Origin of the sequence: Labrys sp. 22185 (assembly GCF_052045555.1) — a bacterium.
GTDB classification, from domain to species: domain Bacteria; phylum Pseudomonadota; class Alphaproteobacteria; order Rhizobiales; family Labraceae; genus Labrys; species Labrys neptuniae.
Genome location: NZ_JBQEPH010000024.1, coordinates 45,962 through 63,089, shown reverse-complemented (window position 1 = coordinate 63,089; position 17,128 = coordinate 45,962). Strand labels below are relative to the sequence as shown.

Below are 17,128 nucleotides of genomic sequence, written 5' to 3'. Positions count from 1 at the left end.
CAAAGAGTTGGAGCAAACAAGCGTTCGGTCTTGAACGTGCTTTGCTCTGGGGTACCGCGACACTTTCCCCAAAATCCACCTTGCCTCACCCGATCTCCCGGCCTCAATCCTTCTCCACCGTGTTGATCTCGGACTGCGAGCCGTCGCGCCAGGTCACCTGCACGCTGATCGACTTGGTACTGCCCGGTAACTTCAGATAGGTCTTGGCATTGTTGGGGATCGAATAGGGATCCTTCATGTTGCAGACAGGCAGGTCGAAGCGGGTCAACGGCGGTGCGCCGTTGAGGCCATAGCGCACCTCGGTGACGGCACAGCGATAGCTCACCAGCGTGGTGAAATAGACCAGCACGCCGTTGAAATCGCGAAACTCCACCCAGCTGCCCTGGATCGAGGTGAGATTGCGTCGCTGGTCCTCGTAAAGGGCGATGTCCGGGTCGAAGCGAATCGAGAAGGGGCCGACATCGGCGCCATCGATGCTGCGATAACGCACCTGGATGATGCCCGCCTGGGCGCGCGGCGACATCGAGAAGGATGGATTGGGCATGCGCCCGCCCGTACGCTGGTCGAGGACGTCGAGCAGGCCGGTCTCCTTGAACTCGCCGGCCTCACCGACCCGGTACGACAGGGCCGTCGCCGGCTCGGGCAGGGACAATGTCACCGTCCAGCCGGCATTGGAGCGCGAGAAGCTGGCGATCGGAGCACGGCCGATGGGCTGCGTCAGCTGGCCCGGCTTGGTGTCCGGACGGACCAGGGCGAGCTGCTGGCCGGTCGCCGCACCGCCCTGCTGGAGATTCAAGGCCTTGGCCGGATCCGTCGTGGGCGGATTGGCCGGATGCTGCAGGGCGATTCGGGAATCCTTGCCGCCAATGGTGACTCCCGGCCCGAGCTTCACGCCGGGCCCGATCGAGACACCCTTTCCGGCCTCGGTCCGTCCGACGGTATTGATCTCGGTGCGGATGTTCGGACCGGTATTACCTTGCGGGCTCGCCGAGGCGACCTGCTGCCCCGCCTGGGGGGTGGTGTCCACCGCATCCGACAGCACGACGTCGCCGATGACCTGGTCGTAATAGGCCGGCGTCTGGTCGTGGCCGACACTCGCGGCCAAGGCACGCACATCGACCTGCGTTTTCTTGGCGATCTCGACCAGGGTCTGGCCGGGCTTCGACAATTCGCCGAGGAAGCTGCGGGTGAACACGGAATTGGGATTGCCGTCCTGGTCGGAGAGCCGGTCGAGCGCCTCCTGCTTGGCGCCCGCCGACATCAGGACGAAGACGCCCTCGGGCGCGTCGACGCGGGCCAGGCCGCGGGTTGCCGCCACCGAGCGCGACCTGTCATTGGCGAAGGGATTGTTGCGGCAGGCATCCAGTACCAGCACGGCAACGCCGGCTCCCTTGTCCCGAATCCCGTCGATGACCCGCTCCACCGAAAAGGACGCATCGCGGATGAGGTCCTGCTGATTGGTCTGGACCGATGGCACGTCGGTGGGCAGCAGGTAGTTGGTGCCGCCGATCTCGAAGCCATGGCCGGCATAATAGAACAGCGCCCGGTCGCCGGGCTGGATATCGGCGTTGAAAGCCACCAGGGCCCGGCTCATGCCGCGCTGATCGGCATTCTCGACCCGCCTCACCACATAGCCGAGCTTTTCGAGCTGGTCGGCAATGGCGCGGGCATCCGAGACCGCCTTCTGGAGAGACGTGACGTTGGCATAGGAATCATTGCCGATGACCAATGCGAGATTGCGTGCCAGGGCAGCTTCGGCTGCGCACAGGCCGAGCGCCAGCGATAGAACCAGACCGGTGAAGAAGCGTGCCGAACGCCGCATGATACCCTCGAAACCGGCAGGATCAGTCAGGCGTCGCCGGCCGCGCCTTTATAGTTTGCTTGTATAGTTCGCCTGGCGGCAGAAGGCACGAGTTTTGCGGTCCGAACCGTGCCTTTGCGCACTCCGATCGCCTTGCACGATCCTGTTCAAGTCAGTCGCGAGCGCTTGCCCGGACCGTTCTTCTTGTCATCGGCAACGCATCGACTTCCCTTAAGTGATACGGCTTACGAGCGAGTGAGAGAAGGTCTCCCCTCCTACTAAAGATTGATTTGGACGCCCCCGAAAGACTCTTCCATCCGCCTCGCCCACAAAGTAAAAATCTGCGATAAATCAATAAATAGAACTAACTACTGATACATTCTGCTCAATTCAGAGGAAACAAGGCATGCTGACGAAGCCATCTATTGTTCAGCATTCGGAGCAATGGTCGACGGTGGAACCGTTCGAGGAATGCCGCCGCCTGCTGCACAAGGCCGCATTCTCGATGCAGCACCCCCTGGCCAGCCATCCCCTGTTTTCGATCGACGCCCTGGTGAATGTGGCCGAAGAAGCGGCCAAACGTCCGGGCGACCTCTATTGGGATGCCGGCGACCTGTCGATCACCGACAAATGGGGCTCGGTCCCCAAGCCGGACATGACGGTACGCCAGGTCATCGACCGCATCGAGACGGCCGGTGCCTGGATGGTGATGAAGCACATCGAAATCGATCCGCGCTACAAAAAGCTGCTGGACGAATTCGACGACTTCATTCGCCAGATTGCCGGCCCCGAGGGCTCCAAGCTGCTCAGCAACACCGAAATGCTGATCTTCATCACCTCGCCGCGGCGCAAGACCCCCTATCACTTCGATGCCGAGGTCAACGTCCTCACCCAGATTCACGGCACCAAGGACATCTGGGTCTGCGATCCGATGGATCGCAGCATCACCACCGAGGATGAGCTCGAGCGCTATTACGCAGTGACGACCACGGCCGGCACCTTCAAGCCGGAAGCCGAGCGGAAGGCGCGCAAAATCACACTGCAGCCCGGCGACGCGGTGCATATTCCTACGCACGGCGCGCATTGGCTGCAGAATCACGACAATATTTCGATCAGCCTGTCGCTCAACCTCGAATTTCCGAACTGGAAATACAAGGATGTCTACCGGGCCAATTACTATTTGCGCCGCATGGGCTTGAAGCCCCGTTCGCCGGGCCATTCGGCAATCGTCGACCGCTCCAAGGCCGCCACCATCGGTTGTGTCCGCCAGGTCAAGAAGCTGGTAGGTCGCTGAGGCAAGATTCGGCTGGCGCGCCGCGAGATCAGCGCGGCGCAGAAGCTCCGCGGCGGCCGATCCGATACACCGTGGCCGGCGGGAGGTTGGCGAAGGCCCGGCCGATCCGGACCGCCCGCAAGCCAAGTTCTTCGAGCATCGGCCCCGGCACGGGGCAGCGGGCGCCATAGGTGAATTGATAGAAAGCGCCGCCCGGGCGCAGGATTTCGAAGGCGCCTGCCAGTATGGCACGAACCTTGTCCCGGGGCAGGTTGAGGAGCGGCAGCCCGCTGATCACCGCCCCAGCCATCGGCCCACCGAAGAGCTCGAGCGCTCCCAGGCTGGCCGCATCCTCCTGCAGCACGCGGGCCAGGGGAAAGCGCACACGCAGCAATTCGACGAATTCGGTGCCCCGCTCCAGCAACGTGAGCTCGTCCTCCCGTATGCCACGCGCCAGCAGGGCCCGAGTGAAGACACCCGTACCCGGCCCCAGTTCGACGACAGGTCCCGAGGACGAGGTGATCTCCCGGGTGATCAGCTCGGCAAGGGCCGGCCCGGAAGGCGCGATGGCGCCCACACTGAGGGGATCGGAATTCAAGGCCCGCAAGAAGGGCAATACGTCACGCATGGTCATGCCATCGTCCGCTCGCGATCGAGACCACATGGAGCATCGCGGCTGAGGCAGGCTCCATGCATCCGCCGAAACGGATGCAGCCTCGATCATGCCTGCACCGCCGGTGCCTGCCATCACATCGAGAGGCGGAACGCGACTCAATCTTCGCCGGCAGGCACGACCATTTTGCCCGGCTGCATTGAGCCAGCATTGCACCCCTTCGGCGGTCGTCAAAAAAGCGGCATAGACCGGCCCCGGTGCGGGACCGGTCTTGTCTCCCGACGCTACAGGGCCCTCACGCGATCGCCGAGGATCTTGCGGGCCGCCTCATATTTGGCCCGTGCCTCCTTGATCGCCCCATCGAGCTTGTCGAGCGCCTTTTCCTGTTCCAGCATCTTCTGCGAATAGAGCCGGGCGAGGTCGGAACCCTGCGGTGCCGATTTGAGATTTTCGCGGATGCGTTCCTGGTCCTGGGTGATGCCGTCGCGCTGTTCTTCGAGGCGGCTCGTCGCGGCCTGTGCCTCGTCGCTCGCCTTGGCCGCCTCGGCAACCGTGGCAAGCCGGGCCTTGGTCTCGGCATCGAGATCGGGGGCGGCCATCAGGGCCTGGATACGCTCGCCGGTGACATCGGCAATCGCTATCGCCTCGACCACGGGCCGTTCCAGCGTGACCTTGTATTGCCTGGACTTGCCCGCCTCGACGTCGAAGCGGATGCGATAGGCCTGGCCGGCGATGGTGGCCTCCTCGGCCTTGGGCTCCACCAGGGTCCAGTCGGCAACCCGCGGCTGCTCGATCACCATATGGCGCAGGTCACCAGCGCCGTTCTTGACCCGATAGGTCGTGGTCTGGCGCAGGCGGCTCTCGACCTGGAGCGTACCGTCGACCACCTTGATCTTGGTGATTGCCTTGGCCGAACTCGACTCCGAATCGACCAGCACCTTCTGGTCGGCACCGAAACCGATCAGGCGGAAATCGCCGGTCGGCAGCAGCGGGAACTGGGCTTCGCCGGAGAAGAGAGGCCCGGCCTCGGTGCCTTCATAGATGGTGGCCGAGCCTGCGGGCAGCGAGGTGGCGCCGTCGTTCTTCAAGGTCAGCGCCTGCCAGGGATTGCGGCTGCCGCCCTGATACCAGGCCACGGCCTGCGAGGGCATTTTGAGATCGACGAAGGGAATGGTGAGGCTCTCGCCCGAGCCGACGCTGACCAGCTTCGACAGAGTGAAGCTGGCGCCGGCGGCATTCTCCTCGGCGGCGCTGCCGGCTTCCTGCGGCTCGGCCATCCTGAATTCCTGTGCGCCGCCACCCTGGCCAAGGAAAGCCTGGTTCTTGCGAAGCCGCGCCGACGGCGCGGTCGGAGCGGGCGCGGCGGCTGGGGCTGGTGCCGCCAAATCGTACATCGTCTCGGCCCTGGCCTCGCCAGCAGCGGCACCGGCCACGCCCTGTTGCCCGGCATCGGTGCGCGGCAAGGCCGTGCGGCTCACTGGCGGCGCGATGGTCTGGCGCGTGACGTAATAGGGATCGTAGAGCGCTTGGCGGAAGGTCACCGGCGAGGCCGAGGACAAGGTCACCTCGACGTCCTTCCAGGGATTGCCCGTCATGTTTTCCAAGACGACCCAGCCCTGCAGGCGCGCCTTGTCCTCGTCGACCTTAGGCAGGGTCAGGCGGTAGGCCGCCTTCCAGACCGGCGCTTCCGCCACATAGCCGATGCGCACGGTGCGCTTGCCGCCCTCGGCGAGCTGGATGGAAATGTCGCGGCCGGAACGGTCCTGCGCCGTGCGCAGGGCCTTCAGCGCCGTCTCGACCTGTTCGCCGAGCCTGGCGTCCTTGAACTCCAGCCCTTCGGCCTCTTCCAGGATGAACTGCTCGATGGCGGCGCCGGAGAAGACGGAAACACGGGTGCGGGTCATGGTGCCGCCGTCCTTGCTGGTCACCGTCTCCGTCTGCACGCTGGCGATGCGCCCCTCGAGCTTGCGCGGGCCGGAAAGCTTGATTTCGGCCCCCTTCAGCGCCGCGATCAGGGCGGGCATGCTGTCGAGGTCGGATTTCGCGAAAGGCAGGGAAGCGAAAGTCTCGTCCGCACCGGCCTTGCCGGGCAGCGTGGCCGAGCCGGTACCGGCCGGATCGAGAATCAGTACGCTCTTGAGGATGTCGTCGACCTGGTCGAGGCGGGCACGCAGGGTCAGCGTCTCCTTGCCGGAGACCTCGGCAGCATACTCGAAATAGCCGACGCCTCCGGTGCCGAGCACGGCACGCTTGAGGACGAGTTCGGCGGCTTCAGCGGTACCGGTAAGCATGGTGGTGGCCATCAGGACGAGGAGAATGGGGGAACGCATGAAAAGCCCTCAAGGGAGATCGGCGACGGGTCTCGATGCCGTTGTAGCAGCTTTGCGGCTTATCGGAGGTGTATCGGCGGTTACAGGCAAGCGCAACCAGTGGTGGGCCGGCGTTCGCACCGCCGACAACCAGGACGCGATTGACATCCCTCGCCCTGCCGACTAATCAGAGATTGTTACATTATAACATTTCAGATTTTGCGATGGGCCTGCAGCCTATCCTTATCCAGTGTCATGGAGATCACGATGCGTTCGATGATGTTTGCCGCCGTCCTGATGGCCGCGGCAGCGATCATGCCCCACCCGGCCACCGCCGCCGAGAAGATCAAGGTCGTCGCCGCGGAGAATTTCTATGGCGACCTCGCCAGCCAGATCGGGGGCGTGCATGTCGAGGTCACCTCCATCCTGTCCAATCCCGAGGACGATCCGCATCTGTTCGAATCGAGCCCCTCCACTGCGCGCGCGCTCTCGACCGCCGCGATCGTGGTCTATAATGGCGCCGACTATGATCCGTGGATGGACAAGCTGCTTTCCGCCTCCGCCAATCCCGATCGCAAAGCGATCGTCGCCGCCGAGCTCACCGGACACAAAGCGGGCGACAATCCCCATCTGTGGTACGAACTGAAGACGTTCCCCGCCGTGGCCACGGCGCTGGCCGCCGAGCTCGAAAAGCGCGATGCTGGCCACGCCGCCGACTACAAGGCCAATCTCGCCAAGTTCGAAGCCTCCTTCTCCGAGTTGACGAAACAGGTCGATGCGATCAAGACCAAGTACAAGGACACGCAGGTGACTGCCACCGAGCCGGTTTTCGGCTATATGGCGGAGGCCCTTGGCCTCAAGATGCTCAACCAGGATTTCCAGACCGCGATCATGAATGACAGCGAGCCGAGCCCCAGCCAGGTCGCCGCCTTCGAGAACAGTCTCAAGGACGGCTCGGCCAAGATCCTGTTCTACAACAATCAGGTCACCGACGAGACCACGAAGCGGCTCCTGCAGATCGCCAGGGATCACAAGGTCGCGGTGGTGGGCGTCACCGAAACCATGCCGGCTGGCACCGCTATCCAGGCCTGGTTCGACGGACAGCTCGGCCAGGTCGATCTGGCCCTTTCCGGTTTGACGCAGTGAGTGCTGTCGGTTTCGAAAAAGTCAGCCTGACCCTCGGGAGGCGCCGGATCCTGTCCAGCGTCTCCTTTTCCATTGCCGAAGGCCGCTTCGTCGGCCTGCTCGGCCCCAACGGTGCCGGCAAGACCACGCTGATGCGAGCCGTACTCGGCCTGGTCAGCCCGCAGGCCGGGCGGATCAGCGTGCTCGGCGAAGCGCCGCGGCGCGGCAACCCCAAGATCGGCTACATGCCGCAGATGCGGCGCAGCGCAGCGCTGTCAGGCCTCAGCGGCTACGAACTCGTGCTCGGTGCCATCGAAGGCACGCGCTGGGGTTGGCCCTTCGCGTCCGCGGCCGACAAGGAAGCGGCCTGGGCCGCTATCGAGCGCGTTGGCGCCGCCGATCTCGCCCGCCGGCCGATCTCCCAGCTTTCCGGCGGCGAGCGCCAGCGCCTGCTTATCGCCCAGACCCTGATCGGCGATCCCAGGCTCCTCTTGATGGACGAACCACTCGCCAGTCTCGACCCGGCCCATCAGCGCGGTATCGTCGAGCTGATCAAGGAGGTCGCCTCGGAGCGCGGCATCGCGGTGCTGTTCTGCGCCCATGAGATCAACCCGCTGCTCAACGCCGTCGACCAGGTGCTCTATCTCGGCCATGGCCGCGCCGCGATCGGTACCGTCGACGAAGTCGTCAACCGCCATGTCCTGTCCGATCTCTATCGCACGCCCATTCACGTCGCCCGCGTCAATGGCCGCATCTTCGTGATGGCCGAGGAAGGCGAGCTGGAAAGCCACGTGCATGATGGGTGACGCCTGGGAGCACGGGCATCCTCCCGGGACCGCCGGCTTCCAGCCGGCTCTTCCCACCCCCTGACCGATACGGTTCCATGAGCCGGCTGGAAGCCGGCGGTCCCAGGAAAGAAGCCCCACGATGTTCGAGTATGAGTTCATGCGCAACGCCTTCATGGCCTGCACGATCGTGGGGATCGTCGCCGGTATCGTGGGCTATTTCCTGGTGCTGCGCGGCGAGACCTTCGCCGGCCATGCCCTGGCGCATGTCGGCTTCCCCGGGGCGACCGGCGCCGCGCTGCTCGGCCTCTCGCCCTTTGTGGGCTTCACCGTCTTCACCGTCCTGGCCGGCATCGGCATCGGCCTGCTGGGGGAACGCGCCCATCGCGACGTCGCCATCGGCATCGTGCTCACCCTCTCGCTCGGCATCGGCTTGCTCTTCCTGTATTTCTACAAGGCCTATGCCGGGGCGGTGACCAATCTGCTGTTCGGCAATGTACTCGGCGTCAGCCTCGCCACGGTCTGGATCCTGGCCAGCCTCGGCCTCCTCTGCCTGGTCGGTCTTGCCGTCATCGGGCGGCCCCTCCTGTTCGCCAGCCTGCAACCCGAACTCGCCGAGGCCAAGGGCGTGTCGACATCCCTGATATCCGCCCTCTTCATGGTGGTCGTCGCCCTGGCCACCGCCGAGGCGATGCAGATCGTCGGCGTCCTGCTGGTCTTCGCGCTGATGGTCGCCCCTGCGGCGGCGGCATTGCGGATCAGTCATCGGGTCCGCCAAGGGTTGATTATCTCCGTGGTCCTGGCGGTCGCCATCGCCTGGATCGGCCTGATTCTGGCCTTCTATACCGATTGGCCGACCAGTTTCTGGATCACGGCCTTGGGAGCGCTCGCCTATCTCGCTGCGGGGCTTGTGGCACGCAAGCGCGGGCGCTGAACAGGAGATCACGCACCCCCGGACAGTGTTGCCGTCTTCTCCATCACTGCGGCGAGGACATCGAAAATGCGCTTGTCAGCCGACTGGGCCACGTTGAAGCGCAGGAAGCGAGCGGCGTTGCGCGAGACGCTGAAGACGTTGCCGGGGGCCATCACCACGTCCCGCTCCAGGGCCTTGCGTGCGATCACCGCCGAATCCAAGCCCTCGGGCAGTTCGGCCCACAGGAACATGCCGGCCTGCGGCTCGAGCCACAGGCGCAGCCCGCAGCCCTCCAGTCTTTCCGCCGTTGCGGCCATTGCCTTGGCCAGCCGCGGGCGCAGACTGTCGAGATGGCGACGGTAGCTGCCATCGGTCAGCAGGCGCAGCGTGGTCTGGGCCGCGACATCGCTGCAGCCGATGCCGGTGGCGAGCGCCAGATCCGTCAGTCCTTCGATCCAGTCGGCCCGTGCCACGATATAGCCGCAGCGCAAGGCCGCCGTCAGCGTCTTTGAGAAGCTGCCGAGATGGATGACGCGCTCGAAACCGTCGAGCGCCGCCAGGCTCGGTGAAGGCCGGGCTTCGAAATCGGCGAAGATATTGTCCTCGACCAGGATGAAATCATGCTGCTCGGCCAGTTTTAAGAGGCGGTGGGCGGTTCCCACGCTCACCGTCGCGCCGGTGGGATTATGGAGGACGGCATTGGTCAGATAGAGCTTGGGACGATGCTCGGCGCACAGGCTGGCGAAATACTCGAGATCGGGACCCTGGCGGGTGTAGGGCACACCGATAATGCGGGCACGCTGCGCCTGCAGCAGCGATTGGAAGTTGAAATAGCAAGGATCGTCCACCAGCACGACGTCGCCGGGCTGGATCAGGAAACGGCAGACCAGGTCGATGGCGCGCGAGCCCGAATCGGTCAGCAGAATGGCGGCAGGCTCCACTTCCAGGCCCCGCTCCGTGAAACGGCGGGCCAGATGCTCGCGGAGCGGCCGCAGCCCCTGGGGCACGCTATAGGTCGAGATATTGGCGCTCTCGTCGCGCGCCACGGCACGAAGCCCGCGCCGCACCATGTCCTCGGGCAGCCAGGAATCGGGCAGCCAACCGCAGCCGGGATGCAGCGCACTCGTCTGCTGGGTCAGGGACTGCCGGTAGATCCAGAGCGGATCGATGGCACGGTCAAGGCTCGGTCCGCTCTCCACCAAGGCGAAGGGGCGGATGCGACCGGCAGCAAAAAAGCCCGAGCCCGGCCGCGCCGCCACGGCGCCCTGCGCGACCAGCCGGTCATAGGCCTCGACGACGGTCGATTTCGATACGCCCTGCCGTTCGGCCAGCCGGCGGATGGAAGGCAGGCGCGCGCCGGGCGCCATGGCAATCAGCCGGCGTATCTCCGCCATCGTCGCCTCGATCAGGGTCGAACCACCGATTTGGTCCAGCATCCGTACCTCTCCATGACCCAGTACAGTTCAGATCGATTGTACCGGCCTGTCTCTGTCGGCGCCAGCGCAGTTCTGGGACAAGAAACCGAAATATTCGAAGGTTTCCCCATGACGACTGCCATCAGGATCAGACAATTCGAGCTGGCCGACAGGATGGCGTGCTCGGCGTCATCCTCCCCATTCAGCGAGAGGAATTCGGCATCGAGATCACGGCGGGCGACCAGCCGGATCTGCTGGGGATCGACGCCTTCTATCAGACCGGCTGCGGCGGGTTCTGGGTCGCCGAGCATGAGGGAGCCGTCATCGGCACGATCGGCTTGAAGGATATCGGCATGAAGGATATCGGCATGAAGGATGTCGACCTAGGGCGGGCAGACAGGCCACAGGCCGCGTTGCGCAAGATGTTCGTGGCCGCCCCCTATCGCGGCCGGCCTCACGGCGTGGCCTCGCGCCTGCTCGACCATCTCCTGGCCGAAGCGCGCGAACGCGGCGTCGAGGAAGTCTTCCTGGGAACCACGGCTAAATTCCTGGCTGCCCACCGATTCTACGAGAAGAACGGCTTTGCCGAGATCGCCCGGCACCATCTGCCCGCCAGCTTCCCGATCATGGCGGTCGACACGAAATTCTATGTCCGCGGCATTGCCGGCTGACGAAACGAAATACGAAAGAAACAAAAATGGACGACAAGTCGGCAGGCTGGCTCAACGGCTTCCTGGGCGTGGCAATCTTCTCCGGATCGCTGCCGGCCACCCGCGTCGCGGTGCATGACCTGACGCCGCTCTTCCTGACCACGGCCCGCGCCGCCATCGCCGGCCTCCTTGGCATCGCCCTCCTCGTCGTCCTCAAGCAGAAATGGCCACGTGCCTCGCAACTGGGTTCCTTGAGCCTGGTCGCCATCGGCTGCGTGGTCGGCTTTCCCCTGCTGACCGCGCTTGCCCTGCAAAGCATCACCTCCTCGCGCGCCACCGTCTTCATCGGGCTCCTGCCGCTCGCCACCGCCATTTTCGGCGTGCTGCGGGGTGGTGAGCGTCCTCGCCTGGGCTTCTGGGTGTTCTCGATCGCCGGGGCCGCCATGGTGGCCGCCTATGCGTTGAGCCAGGGTGCCGCCGGCAATGCCTGGGGCGATGGGCTGATGGTGGCCTCCATCCTGGTGTGCGGCCTCGGCTATGCCGAAGGCGCCCGGCTGTCGCGCGATCTCGGCGGCTGGCAGGTGATCTCCTATGCTCTCATCCTGTCGCTGCCGGTGATGCTGCCGCTGGCGATCTGGTGGCTGCCTGCCGATCTCGGCGCCATCGGCTGGCCGGCCCTTTCGGCCCTCGTCTATGTCTCGCTGTTCTCCATGCTGATCGGCTTCGTGTTCTGGTATCGTGGCCTTGCCCAGGGTGGCATCGCCGCTGTTGGCCAGTTGCAATTGCTGCAGCCCTTCATGTCGCTGGCTCTCGCGGCCTTGCTGCTGCACGAACAGGTCGGCCTAGCGGTGTGGGCCGTGGCCGCCGGCGTGGTGATCTGCGTCGCCGGCGCCAAGCGTTATGCCTGATGCGCGCGCCATGGCCGACACGATCCCGCCGCTTCCCCCGCGGCGGTATGCCCCGGAAAGCGTGATTTTCGTACCGACAGCATCAGACTCGATTTCGGAATCGAGTCTGATGCTGTCGTTTCTTGTTGTCGCATCGGTCCTGCCGAACACCGGTGTCCACTTTTCGGGACGATGCTCCAGAGCAAAACGGTATAGGCCCGCTGTCGAGCGGGCTTTTTGGGGCGGTCAGAGCGGGAACGGAGAGACGATCATCGGCTGAAACTGCCCTGGCCCTCGGCATTCAGGTAGTTGACCACCATCGTCCTCGGGCCACTTCCCTCGCCCTGGAACTTGACTGAAGACAAGGAACCCTCCGGCGCATTCTCGCCGTCGGGCTTTAAGGCAAAGACATCGCCATCCCAGTGGCGGAGAGGGAATTTCATCGGGCGCGGGCCGAGCAGCAGCACCAGATGGTCACCCTCGACCTGTACCGTACCAACCTCGAAATAAGGGCTTGCATAGGCGCCGGCGTAACTGGCAAGCGGCCTGGCAGGTCTGGGATGGGCTGGCGGCGTCTTGCCCACGAGGTCGCCGATCGGCTTGAAAAAGCCCATCATGTGCCGATGCGCGAGGGCATACCAGTCCCGCGTTTCCTCGCCATATTGCACGATGTCCATGAAGCGGGCCGCGATGGCCTCGGCGGCGCCGACCGGCGCGCCATTTGTCAGGACCACGATGCCGACATCGGCCGAAGGCAGGATCTGGAAGGTGGTGCCCGCCCCGAGCAGGAACGCGCCCGAATGGCCCATGGAGGTCCGACCATTGGCATTGACGTTCACATTGAAGCCATAGCCGTAGAAGCTGGTGCGCGCATCGAGCGTCTCGCCGCGCCCGCCCACCGCCTGGGGCGTCAGCGCCGGCAGGATGGCCTTGGGCGCCATCAGCGTTTCGCCGCCATATTTGCCGCCCGCGAGCAGCAATTGCAGCCACTTCGCCAGTTCCGTGACATTGGAGGAAACCCCGCCCGCCGGCGCCTGCTGGTCGGGATCGCGATCATAGCGGGCCTTGAACTCACCACCCTCGAAGGCATGCAGAACGGCACGGTTCCGTTGTGCCAGGAAATCCTTGTGAAGATAGCTGGTCGACCGCATGCCCAGAGGCTGGAAGAGCAGCCGATCGGCCAGGGCCTCCCAGCGCTCGCCCATGGCGGCGGCGACTGCCTCGGCCCCGATCGTCGTACCGTAATTGGCGTAATGATAGGAGGTCCGGAAGGGGTCGAGCGGCATCAGCCGGAGTCGCGGGATGATGTCCCTCCGCTCAAAGCCAAGATCCTCCAGATCGTCCCCGGCCGCTTCCGGCAGGCCCGAACGATGGGCGAAGAAATCCCCTATGGTGGCCTGATTCGAGACATAGTCGTTGCCAAGCAGGAAGTCGGGCAGATAGGTGCGGACGCGATCGTCCCAACTGATGGCCTTGCCGGCCATGGTGCCCTTGGTCATCGCGATCGCGGCGATCGTGGCGGAAATGGACTTGGAGACCGACGCGACCTGGAACACCGTGAATTCATCGACCAGCTGGGTTTTGTCGTCCTTGACGCGTTCGCCGTATCCCTTTGCGAACACGGTCTTGCCGCCGTGCACGACCGCCACGGCGATACCGGGGACATGTGACTGAGCCCTGACCTCACGAACGATCTCAGGCAAGCCGGCGATCGCCTTCTCGACGCCGCCCTTGTAGAGCGGCATGGCATCTTCGGGCGGCGACGGCCCGATTTCAGGCTTGAGCGACTGAGCGACCGCCATAGCCGACAGCATCGTCGAACCGGCGACGACGGCTGTCATCAGCGAATGCCGCAACCGAGAGCGAACTTTACTACCCTGGTGACATATAGGCATCGCCGAATTCTTCCGATGACATGAGAAAGACTCCGACCACCCTGCCCTTTTCAGTTTATTTTTGCCAGCGTGAAATAGCCCGCCAAGCTGTATTCGATCAGCACGGTTCGCTGTACGAAATTTACTACGAATTCAACGCGTGAAAGATGGGTGCGACTGCCCTCCCGGACATGCGTTATGTCGCATGATGGGCGATAGCTTGCACCATCTCGTCGATGTCCCGGTCGTGGATTTCGTGCCCGCCGCCTTCGATCCGGTGCAACCGCGCATTCGGCACGGCCTTGGTGAAGGCCTCTCCATGGGCAATGGGAAACAAGGGATCGGCCGTACCGTGGATCGCAAGAACCGCTATCGTGAGATCGGAGGCTTTCAGCCTTGCGGGTTCCTCCCCGCCCACCAGCGCGAAATGGTTGGTGGCGCTTGCAAATGACGGCGCCCGAGCCATGTCGCGCGCAATCAGCGCACTGACGGATTCGGCATCATGCGGATGCCTGGTGCCGGCGAGCATGGCAGCATCGCGGCGCAGGAAATCGGCGATGGCCCCGAGATCGGACCAGTCGACTGCCTCGCCCGCCGCGGAATGCTCCCGATAGGCTTTGGTCGAAGGTGGCAGTCCCTCGACCGCGAGCGGCGAGGTGCTGATCAGCGTGAGCGTAAGCACGCGGCGGGAATGGCGCAATGCGGTCTCCTGCGCGACGAAACCACCCATCGACATGCCGACCAGATGCGCCGCTTCCAGGCCATAGCCGTCGAGAACCGCCATGACGTCGTCGGCCAGATCGCTGGAAGAGTAACCGGGTTCGCCTTGCGGATAGTGGGTGGCGAGGCCGGTATCGCGCTGGTCGTATCGGATCACGTAACGCCCCTGGGCGGCCAGTTCCCGGCAGAATCTCTCCGGCCACCACAGCATCGAGGACATCATCCCCATGACCAGCACGATGGGCGGGCTGGACGGCGTGCCGAAAGCCTGCGTCTGAAGCTGCGCGCCTTTGACTTCGACCGATTTCTCGGTGACGTGGGATGATCCAGCCCATTCCATGAACACGATCCTTCTGCTTGCACATCGCAACTGGATTCGACATTGCATATCTGATCCTATTATGCAATCAGTTTGTGACGAAGGACCCGGTATGCTCCAGCCGTCGGGCTGACCGGACAATTCGGCGGTGGGATGGGCTTCTCATAGCCACGACAGAACCGGATGGACCTCATGGCGTTGGACTGTGCCGATTTCTACGATGCGGAATTGTCCCGGCATAATCGCCATTTACGGGACGCTGCCAGGGTCGGGCCAGGCGACCGGGTGCTCGATATCGGTTGCGGCGCCGGCCAGACTACGCGCGAAGCCGCCGGTATCGCGGTGGAAGCGGGCGTTGTCGGCGTCGATACGTCTGCCGAGATGCTCGCGATAGCGCGACAACGCTGCCTGGAAGCGGGCCTGAGGAACGTCGCGTTCGAACAGGGCGACGCCCAGCACCATGCCTTTCCGGCTGCCGGCTTCGATTTGTGCATCAGCCGGTTCGGTGTGATGTTCTTTGCCGATCCGGCCGCAGCCTTTGCCAATATCGCGCGGGCCCTGCGCCCCGGCGCGCGCCTTGCGTGGATGGTGTGGCAGAGTCAGGAGCGCAACACCTGGTCGGGCGCCATCAGGCAGGCGCTGGCTCCGGGAGGGGCGATTTCCGTCGATGCCGGCAAGCCGTTTTCACTCGGCGACCCTGCCGTGGCCACGGCGCTTCTCGACACCGCCGGCTTTACCTCGATCGATTTCACCGAAGTGAAAGAACCGGTCTTCTACGGGCCGAATGTCGACGCCGCCTTCGATGCCATCACTGGCCTCTATCTGGTGAAGGACACGCTTGCGCGCACCGACGAACCACCGGACCAGCCCCTGCAGCGACTTCGAGATCTGCTGGACGCCCATATGACGGCCGAGGGCGTGCTTTTCGACTCGCGCGCCTGGATCATCAGCGCCGAACGGGCGAGGGATTAGTGGAAATGACAGGGTGAGGGGCAATTTGCCCCCAGCCCGCGCCAGCCAGGGCGCCTTGCAGAACGATCCGCCATTCTTGCTTGCCGTCGCAAGGCCCCGGCGGTGTAGAAGGGACGCAAAGGACTTTGCTTTCCCGATGATTCCTGACGATCTTCCAATATTGCTGCGTCGCCGCACCGCCACGACCATCGGTGCCGTCGTTCTCGGCCTCGTCGCCCTTGCCTTCACCTGGACAGCCGACCAGGCCGCGAAGCTGTTCGAGCTGATGGTCGCCAAAGCTCCCTATGCGCCACTGGTGGTGACGCCCCTCGGGCTCGCTCTCCTGGCCTGGCTCACACGTCGTTTCGCGCCCGCAGCGCGGGGCTCCGGCATTCCCCAGATAAGTGCCGGCGCCCGCGATCCCCGTCATGCCGTTGCAACCGGCCTGATCTCCATGAAGGTCGCCGTCTTCAAATTCGCGGCGACGGTCGGCGCCATCCTGGTCGGCGCTTCGGTCGGTCGCGAGGGACCAACGGTGCAGATCAGCGCCGCAATCATGGCATTCATGCATCGCCTGCTGAAGATCGACCTGTCGCCCGCGGTGATCATTGCCGGTGGGGCGGCAGGGGTTTCCGCTGCCTTCAACACACCGCTCGCCGGCATCGCCTTCGCCATCGAGGAACTCGCGGCCTCCTACCACCAGCGCCTCGCTCTGCTGGCCATGGCGGCCGTGATGATCTCGGGCCTGGTCAGTCTGGGCATTGCCGGCGACTACATCTATTTCGGGTCCGTGCACGAAGCGCTGCCGCTCGGCGCCGCCCTGCTCATCGCGCCGCTGGCCGGCGTGATCGGCGGCATCACCGGCGGCCTGTTCTCGCGGGCGATCCTGGCCTTCGGCGCCACGGCGCTCGCCCCGATTGCAGCGCTACGTCGTCGCCCTATCCGCCTTGCCCTGGTCTGCGGCCTCCTGGTTGCGATCCTCGGCGTTCTCAGCCAGGGCGCGACCTGGGGCACGGGCTATGAGGTCGCCCGCCGGCTGGTGGAATCCCACGCCGAGCCCCTCTGGTTCGGGCCGGCCAAGTTCCTCTCGAGCCTGATCACCGTGCTGTCCGGCGTGCCGGGCGGGATTTTCGCACCCTCGCTCGCCACGGGTGCGGGGGTCGGCAATCTGATCGCCCTCGCCTTTCCCGATCAGCCGCTCGGCGCCATCGTGCTTCTCGGCATGATCGGCTATTTCGTCGGTGTGGTCAGGGCTCCGCTCACCGCCGTCATCATCATTTCGGAAATGTCGGACAGCCGCGCCATGGTGCTGCCCCTGCTCGCGGCCGCCATCATTGCCGACGGGGTCTCGGCCCTCATCTGCCGGGAAAAGCTCTACCACGCCCTGGCCAAGCCCTTCCTGGCGCCTGGCAACCGGACAGACGACAATGAAGTTAAGGCCTGATTCAGCTTGTTGCCGAATTGTAATGATCGAAGCGAGATCAATGACTTTT

General features: G+C 64.3%; 14 protein-coding genes. 8 read left to right on the top strand and 6 right to left on the bottom strand.

Annotated elements, in window-relative coordinates; genetic code table 11:
* Positions 1-103: 103 nt before the first annotated feature.
* Complete coding sequence (locus ACTJKX_RS29820; protein ID WP_440727473.1) at positions 104-1,822, bottom strand: caspase family protein; 1,719 nt, start codon at positions 1,820-1,822, stop codon at positions 104-106.
* 385 nt (positions 1,823-2,207) lie between these two features.
* Between ACTJKX_RS29820 and ACTJKX_RS29815 the strand changes: the two genes are divergently transcribed.
* Entirely contained in the window at positions 2,208-3,095 is an 888-nt protein-coding gene (locus ACTJKX_RS29815; RefSeq protein ID WP_394314599.1) for a cupin-like domain-containing protein, read from the top strand.
* 28 nt (positions 3,096-3,123) lie between these two features.
* Here the strand turns inward: ACTJKX_RS29815 and ACTJKX_RS29810 are convergent, their stop codons facing one another.
* Together ACTJKX_RS29810 and ACTJKX_RS29805 are read right to left on the bottom strand one after the other, a co-directional pair.
* The gene (locus tag ACTJKX_RS29810; protein WP_311932811.1) at positions 3,124-3,708 is read right to left on the bottom strand and encodes a class I SAM-dependent methyltransferase; all 585 of its coding nucleotides are present in this window, start codon (positions 3,706-3,708) and stop codon (positions 3,124-3,126) included.
* Positions 3,709-3,971: 263 nt separating this feature from the next.
* Entirely contained in the window at positions 3,972-6,017 is a 2,046-nt protein-coding gene (locus ACTJKX_RS29805) for a DUF4139 domain-containing protein (RefSeq protein WP_440727472.1), read from the bottom strand.
* Between the two features lie 246 nt (positions 6,018-6,263).
* On the opposite strand from ACTJKX_RS29805, the gene ACTJKX_RS29800 reads away from it, so the two are divergent.
* From ACTJKX_RS29800 to ACTJKX_RS29790, 3 genes are all read left to right on the top strand, one after another.
* Positions 6,264-7,142 carry a metal ABC transporter solute-binding protein, Zn/Mn family gene (locus ACTJKX_RS29800; RefSeq protein ID WP_440727471.1) on the top strand — a complete coding sequence of 293 codons (879 nt, stop codon included), beginning with the start codon at positions 6,264-6,266 and terminating at the stop codon, positions 7,140-7,142.
* Positions 7,139-7,927, top strand: coding sequence for a metal ABC transporter ATP-binding protein (locus tag ACTJKX_RS29795; protein ID WP_367625099.1), 789 nt, complete (start codon positions 7,139-7,141; stop codon positions 7,925-7,927). The genes ACTJKX_RS29800 and ACTJKX_RS29795 overlap by 4 nt, the downstream gene beginning before the upstream one ends.
* A gap of 121 nt (positions 7,928-8,048) precedes the next feature.
* Complete coding sequence (locus tag ACTJKX_RS29790; protein ID WP_440727470.1) at positions 8,049-8,840, top strand: metal ABC transporter permease; 792 nt, start codon at positions 8,049-8,051, stop codon at positions 8,838-8,840.
* A gap of 8 nt (positions 8,841-8,848) precedes the next feature.
* On the opposite strand, the gene ACTJKX_RS29785 is transcribed toward ACTJKX_RS29790, so the two are convergent.
* Entirely contained in the window at positions 8,849-10,255 is a 1,407-nt protein-coding gene (locus ACTJKX_RS29785; protein ID WP_440727469.1) for a PLP-dependent aminotransferase family protein, read from the bottom strand.
* Between the two features lie 92 nt (positions 10,256-10,347).
* Between ACTJKX_RS29785 and ACTJKX_RS29780 the strand changes: the two genes are divergently transcribed.
* On the top strand, positions 10,348-10,905 hold the full coding sequence (locus ACTJKX_RS29780) for a GNAT family N-acetyltransferase (protein WP_440727484.1): 558 nt from the start codon (positions 10,348-10,350) through the stop codon (positions 10,903-10,905).
* Positions 10,906-10,931: 26 nt separating this feature from the next.
* Complete coding sequence (locus ACTJKX_RS29775) at positions 10,932-11,792, top strand: DMT family transporter (protein ID WP_367625095.1); 861 nt, start codon at positions 10,932-10,934, stop codon at positions 11,790-11,792.
* A 248-nt stretch (positions 11,793-12,040) separates the two neighbouring features.
* Here the strand turns inward: ACTJKX_RS29775 and ACTJKX_RS29770 are convergent, their stop codons facing one another.
* Together ACTJKX_RS29770 and ACTJKX_RS29765 are read right to left on the bottom strand one after the other, a co-directional pair.
* Positions 12,041-13,612, bottom strand: a complete 1,572-nt coding sequence (locus ACTJKX_RS29770; protein ID WP_440727468.1) for a serine hydrolase — start codon at positions 13,610-13,612, stop codon at positions 12,041-12,043.
* A gap of 229 nt (positions 13,613-13,841) precedes the next feature.
* The gene (locus ACTJKX_RS29765) at positions 13,842-14,705 is read right to left on the bottom strand and encodes an alpha/beta fold hydrolase (protein WP_394314589.1); all 864 of its coding nucleotides are present in this window, start codon (positions 14,703-14,705) and stop codon (positions 13,842-13,844) included.
* A 171-nt stretch (positions 14,706-14,876) separates the two neighbouring features.
* On the opposite strand from ACTJKX_RS29765, the gene ACTJKX_RS29760 reads away from it, so the two are divergent.
* Both ACTJKX_RS29760 and ACTJKX_RS29755 read left to right on the top strand, forming a co-directional pair.
* Positions 14,877-15,656 carry a class I SAM-dependent methyltransferase gene (locus ACTJKX_RS29760; protein WP_440727467.1) on the top strand — a complete coding sequence of 260 codons (780 nt, stop codon included), beginning with the start codon at positions 14,877-14,879 and terminating at the stop codon, positions 15,654-15,656.
* Positions 15,657-15,792: 136 nt separating this feature from the next.
* Entirely contained in the window at positions 15,793-17,079 is a 1,287-nt protein-coding gene (locus tag ACTJKX_RS29755; protein WP_415085038.1) for a chloride channel protein, read from the top strand.
* Positions 17,080-17,128: the final 49 nt, after the last annotated feature.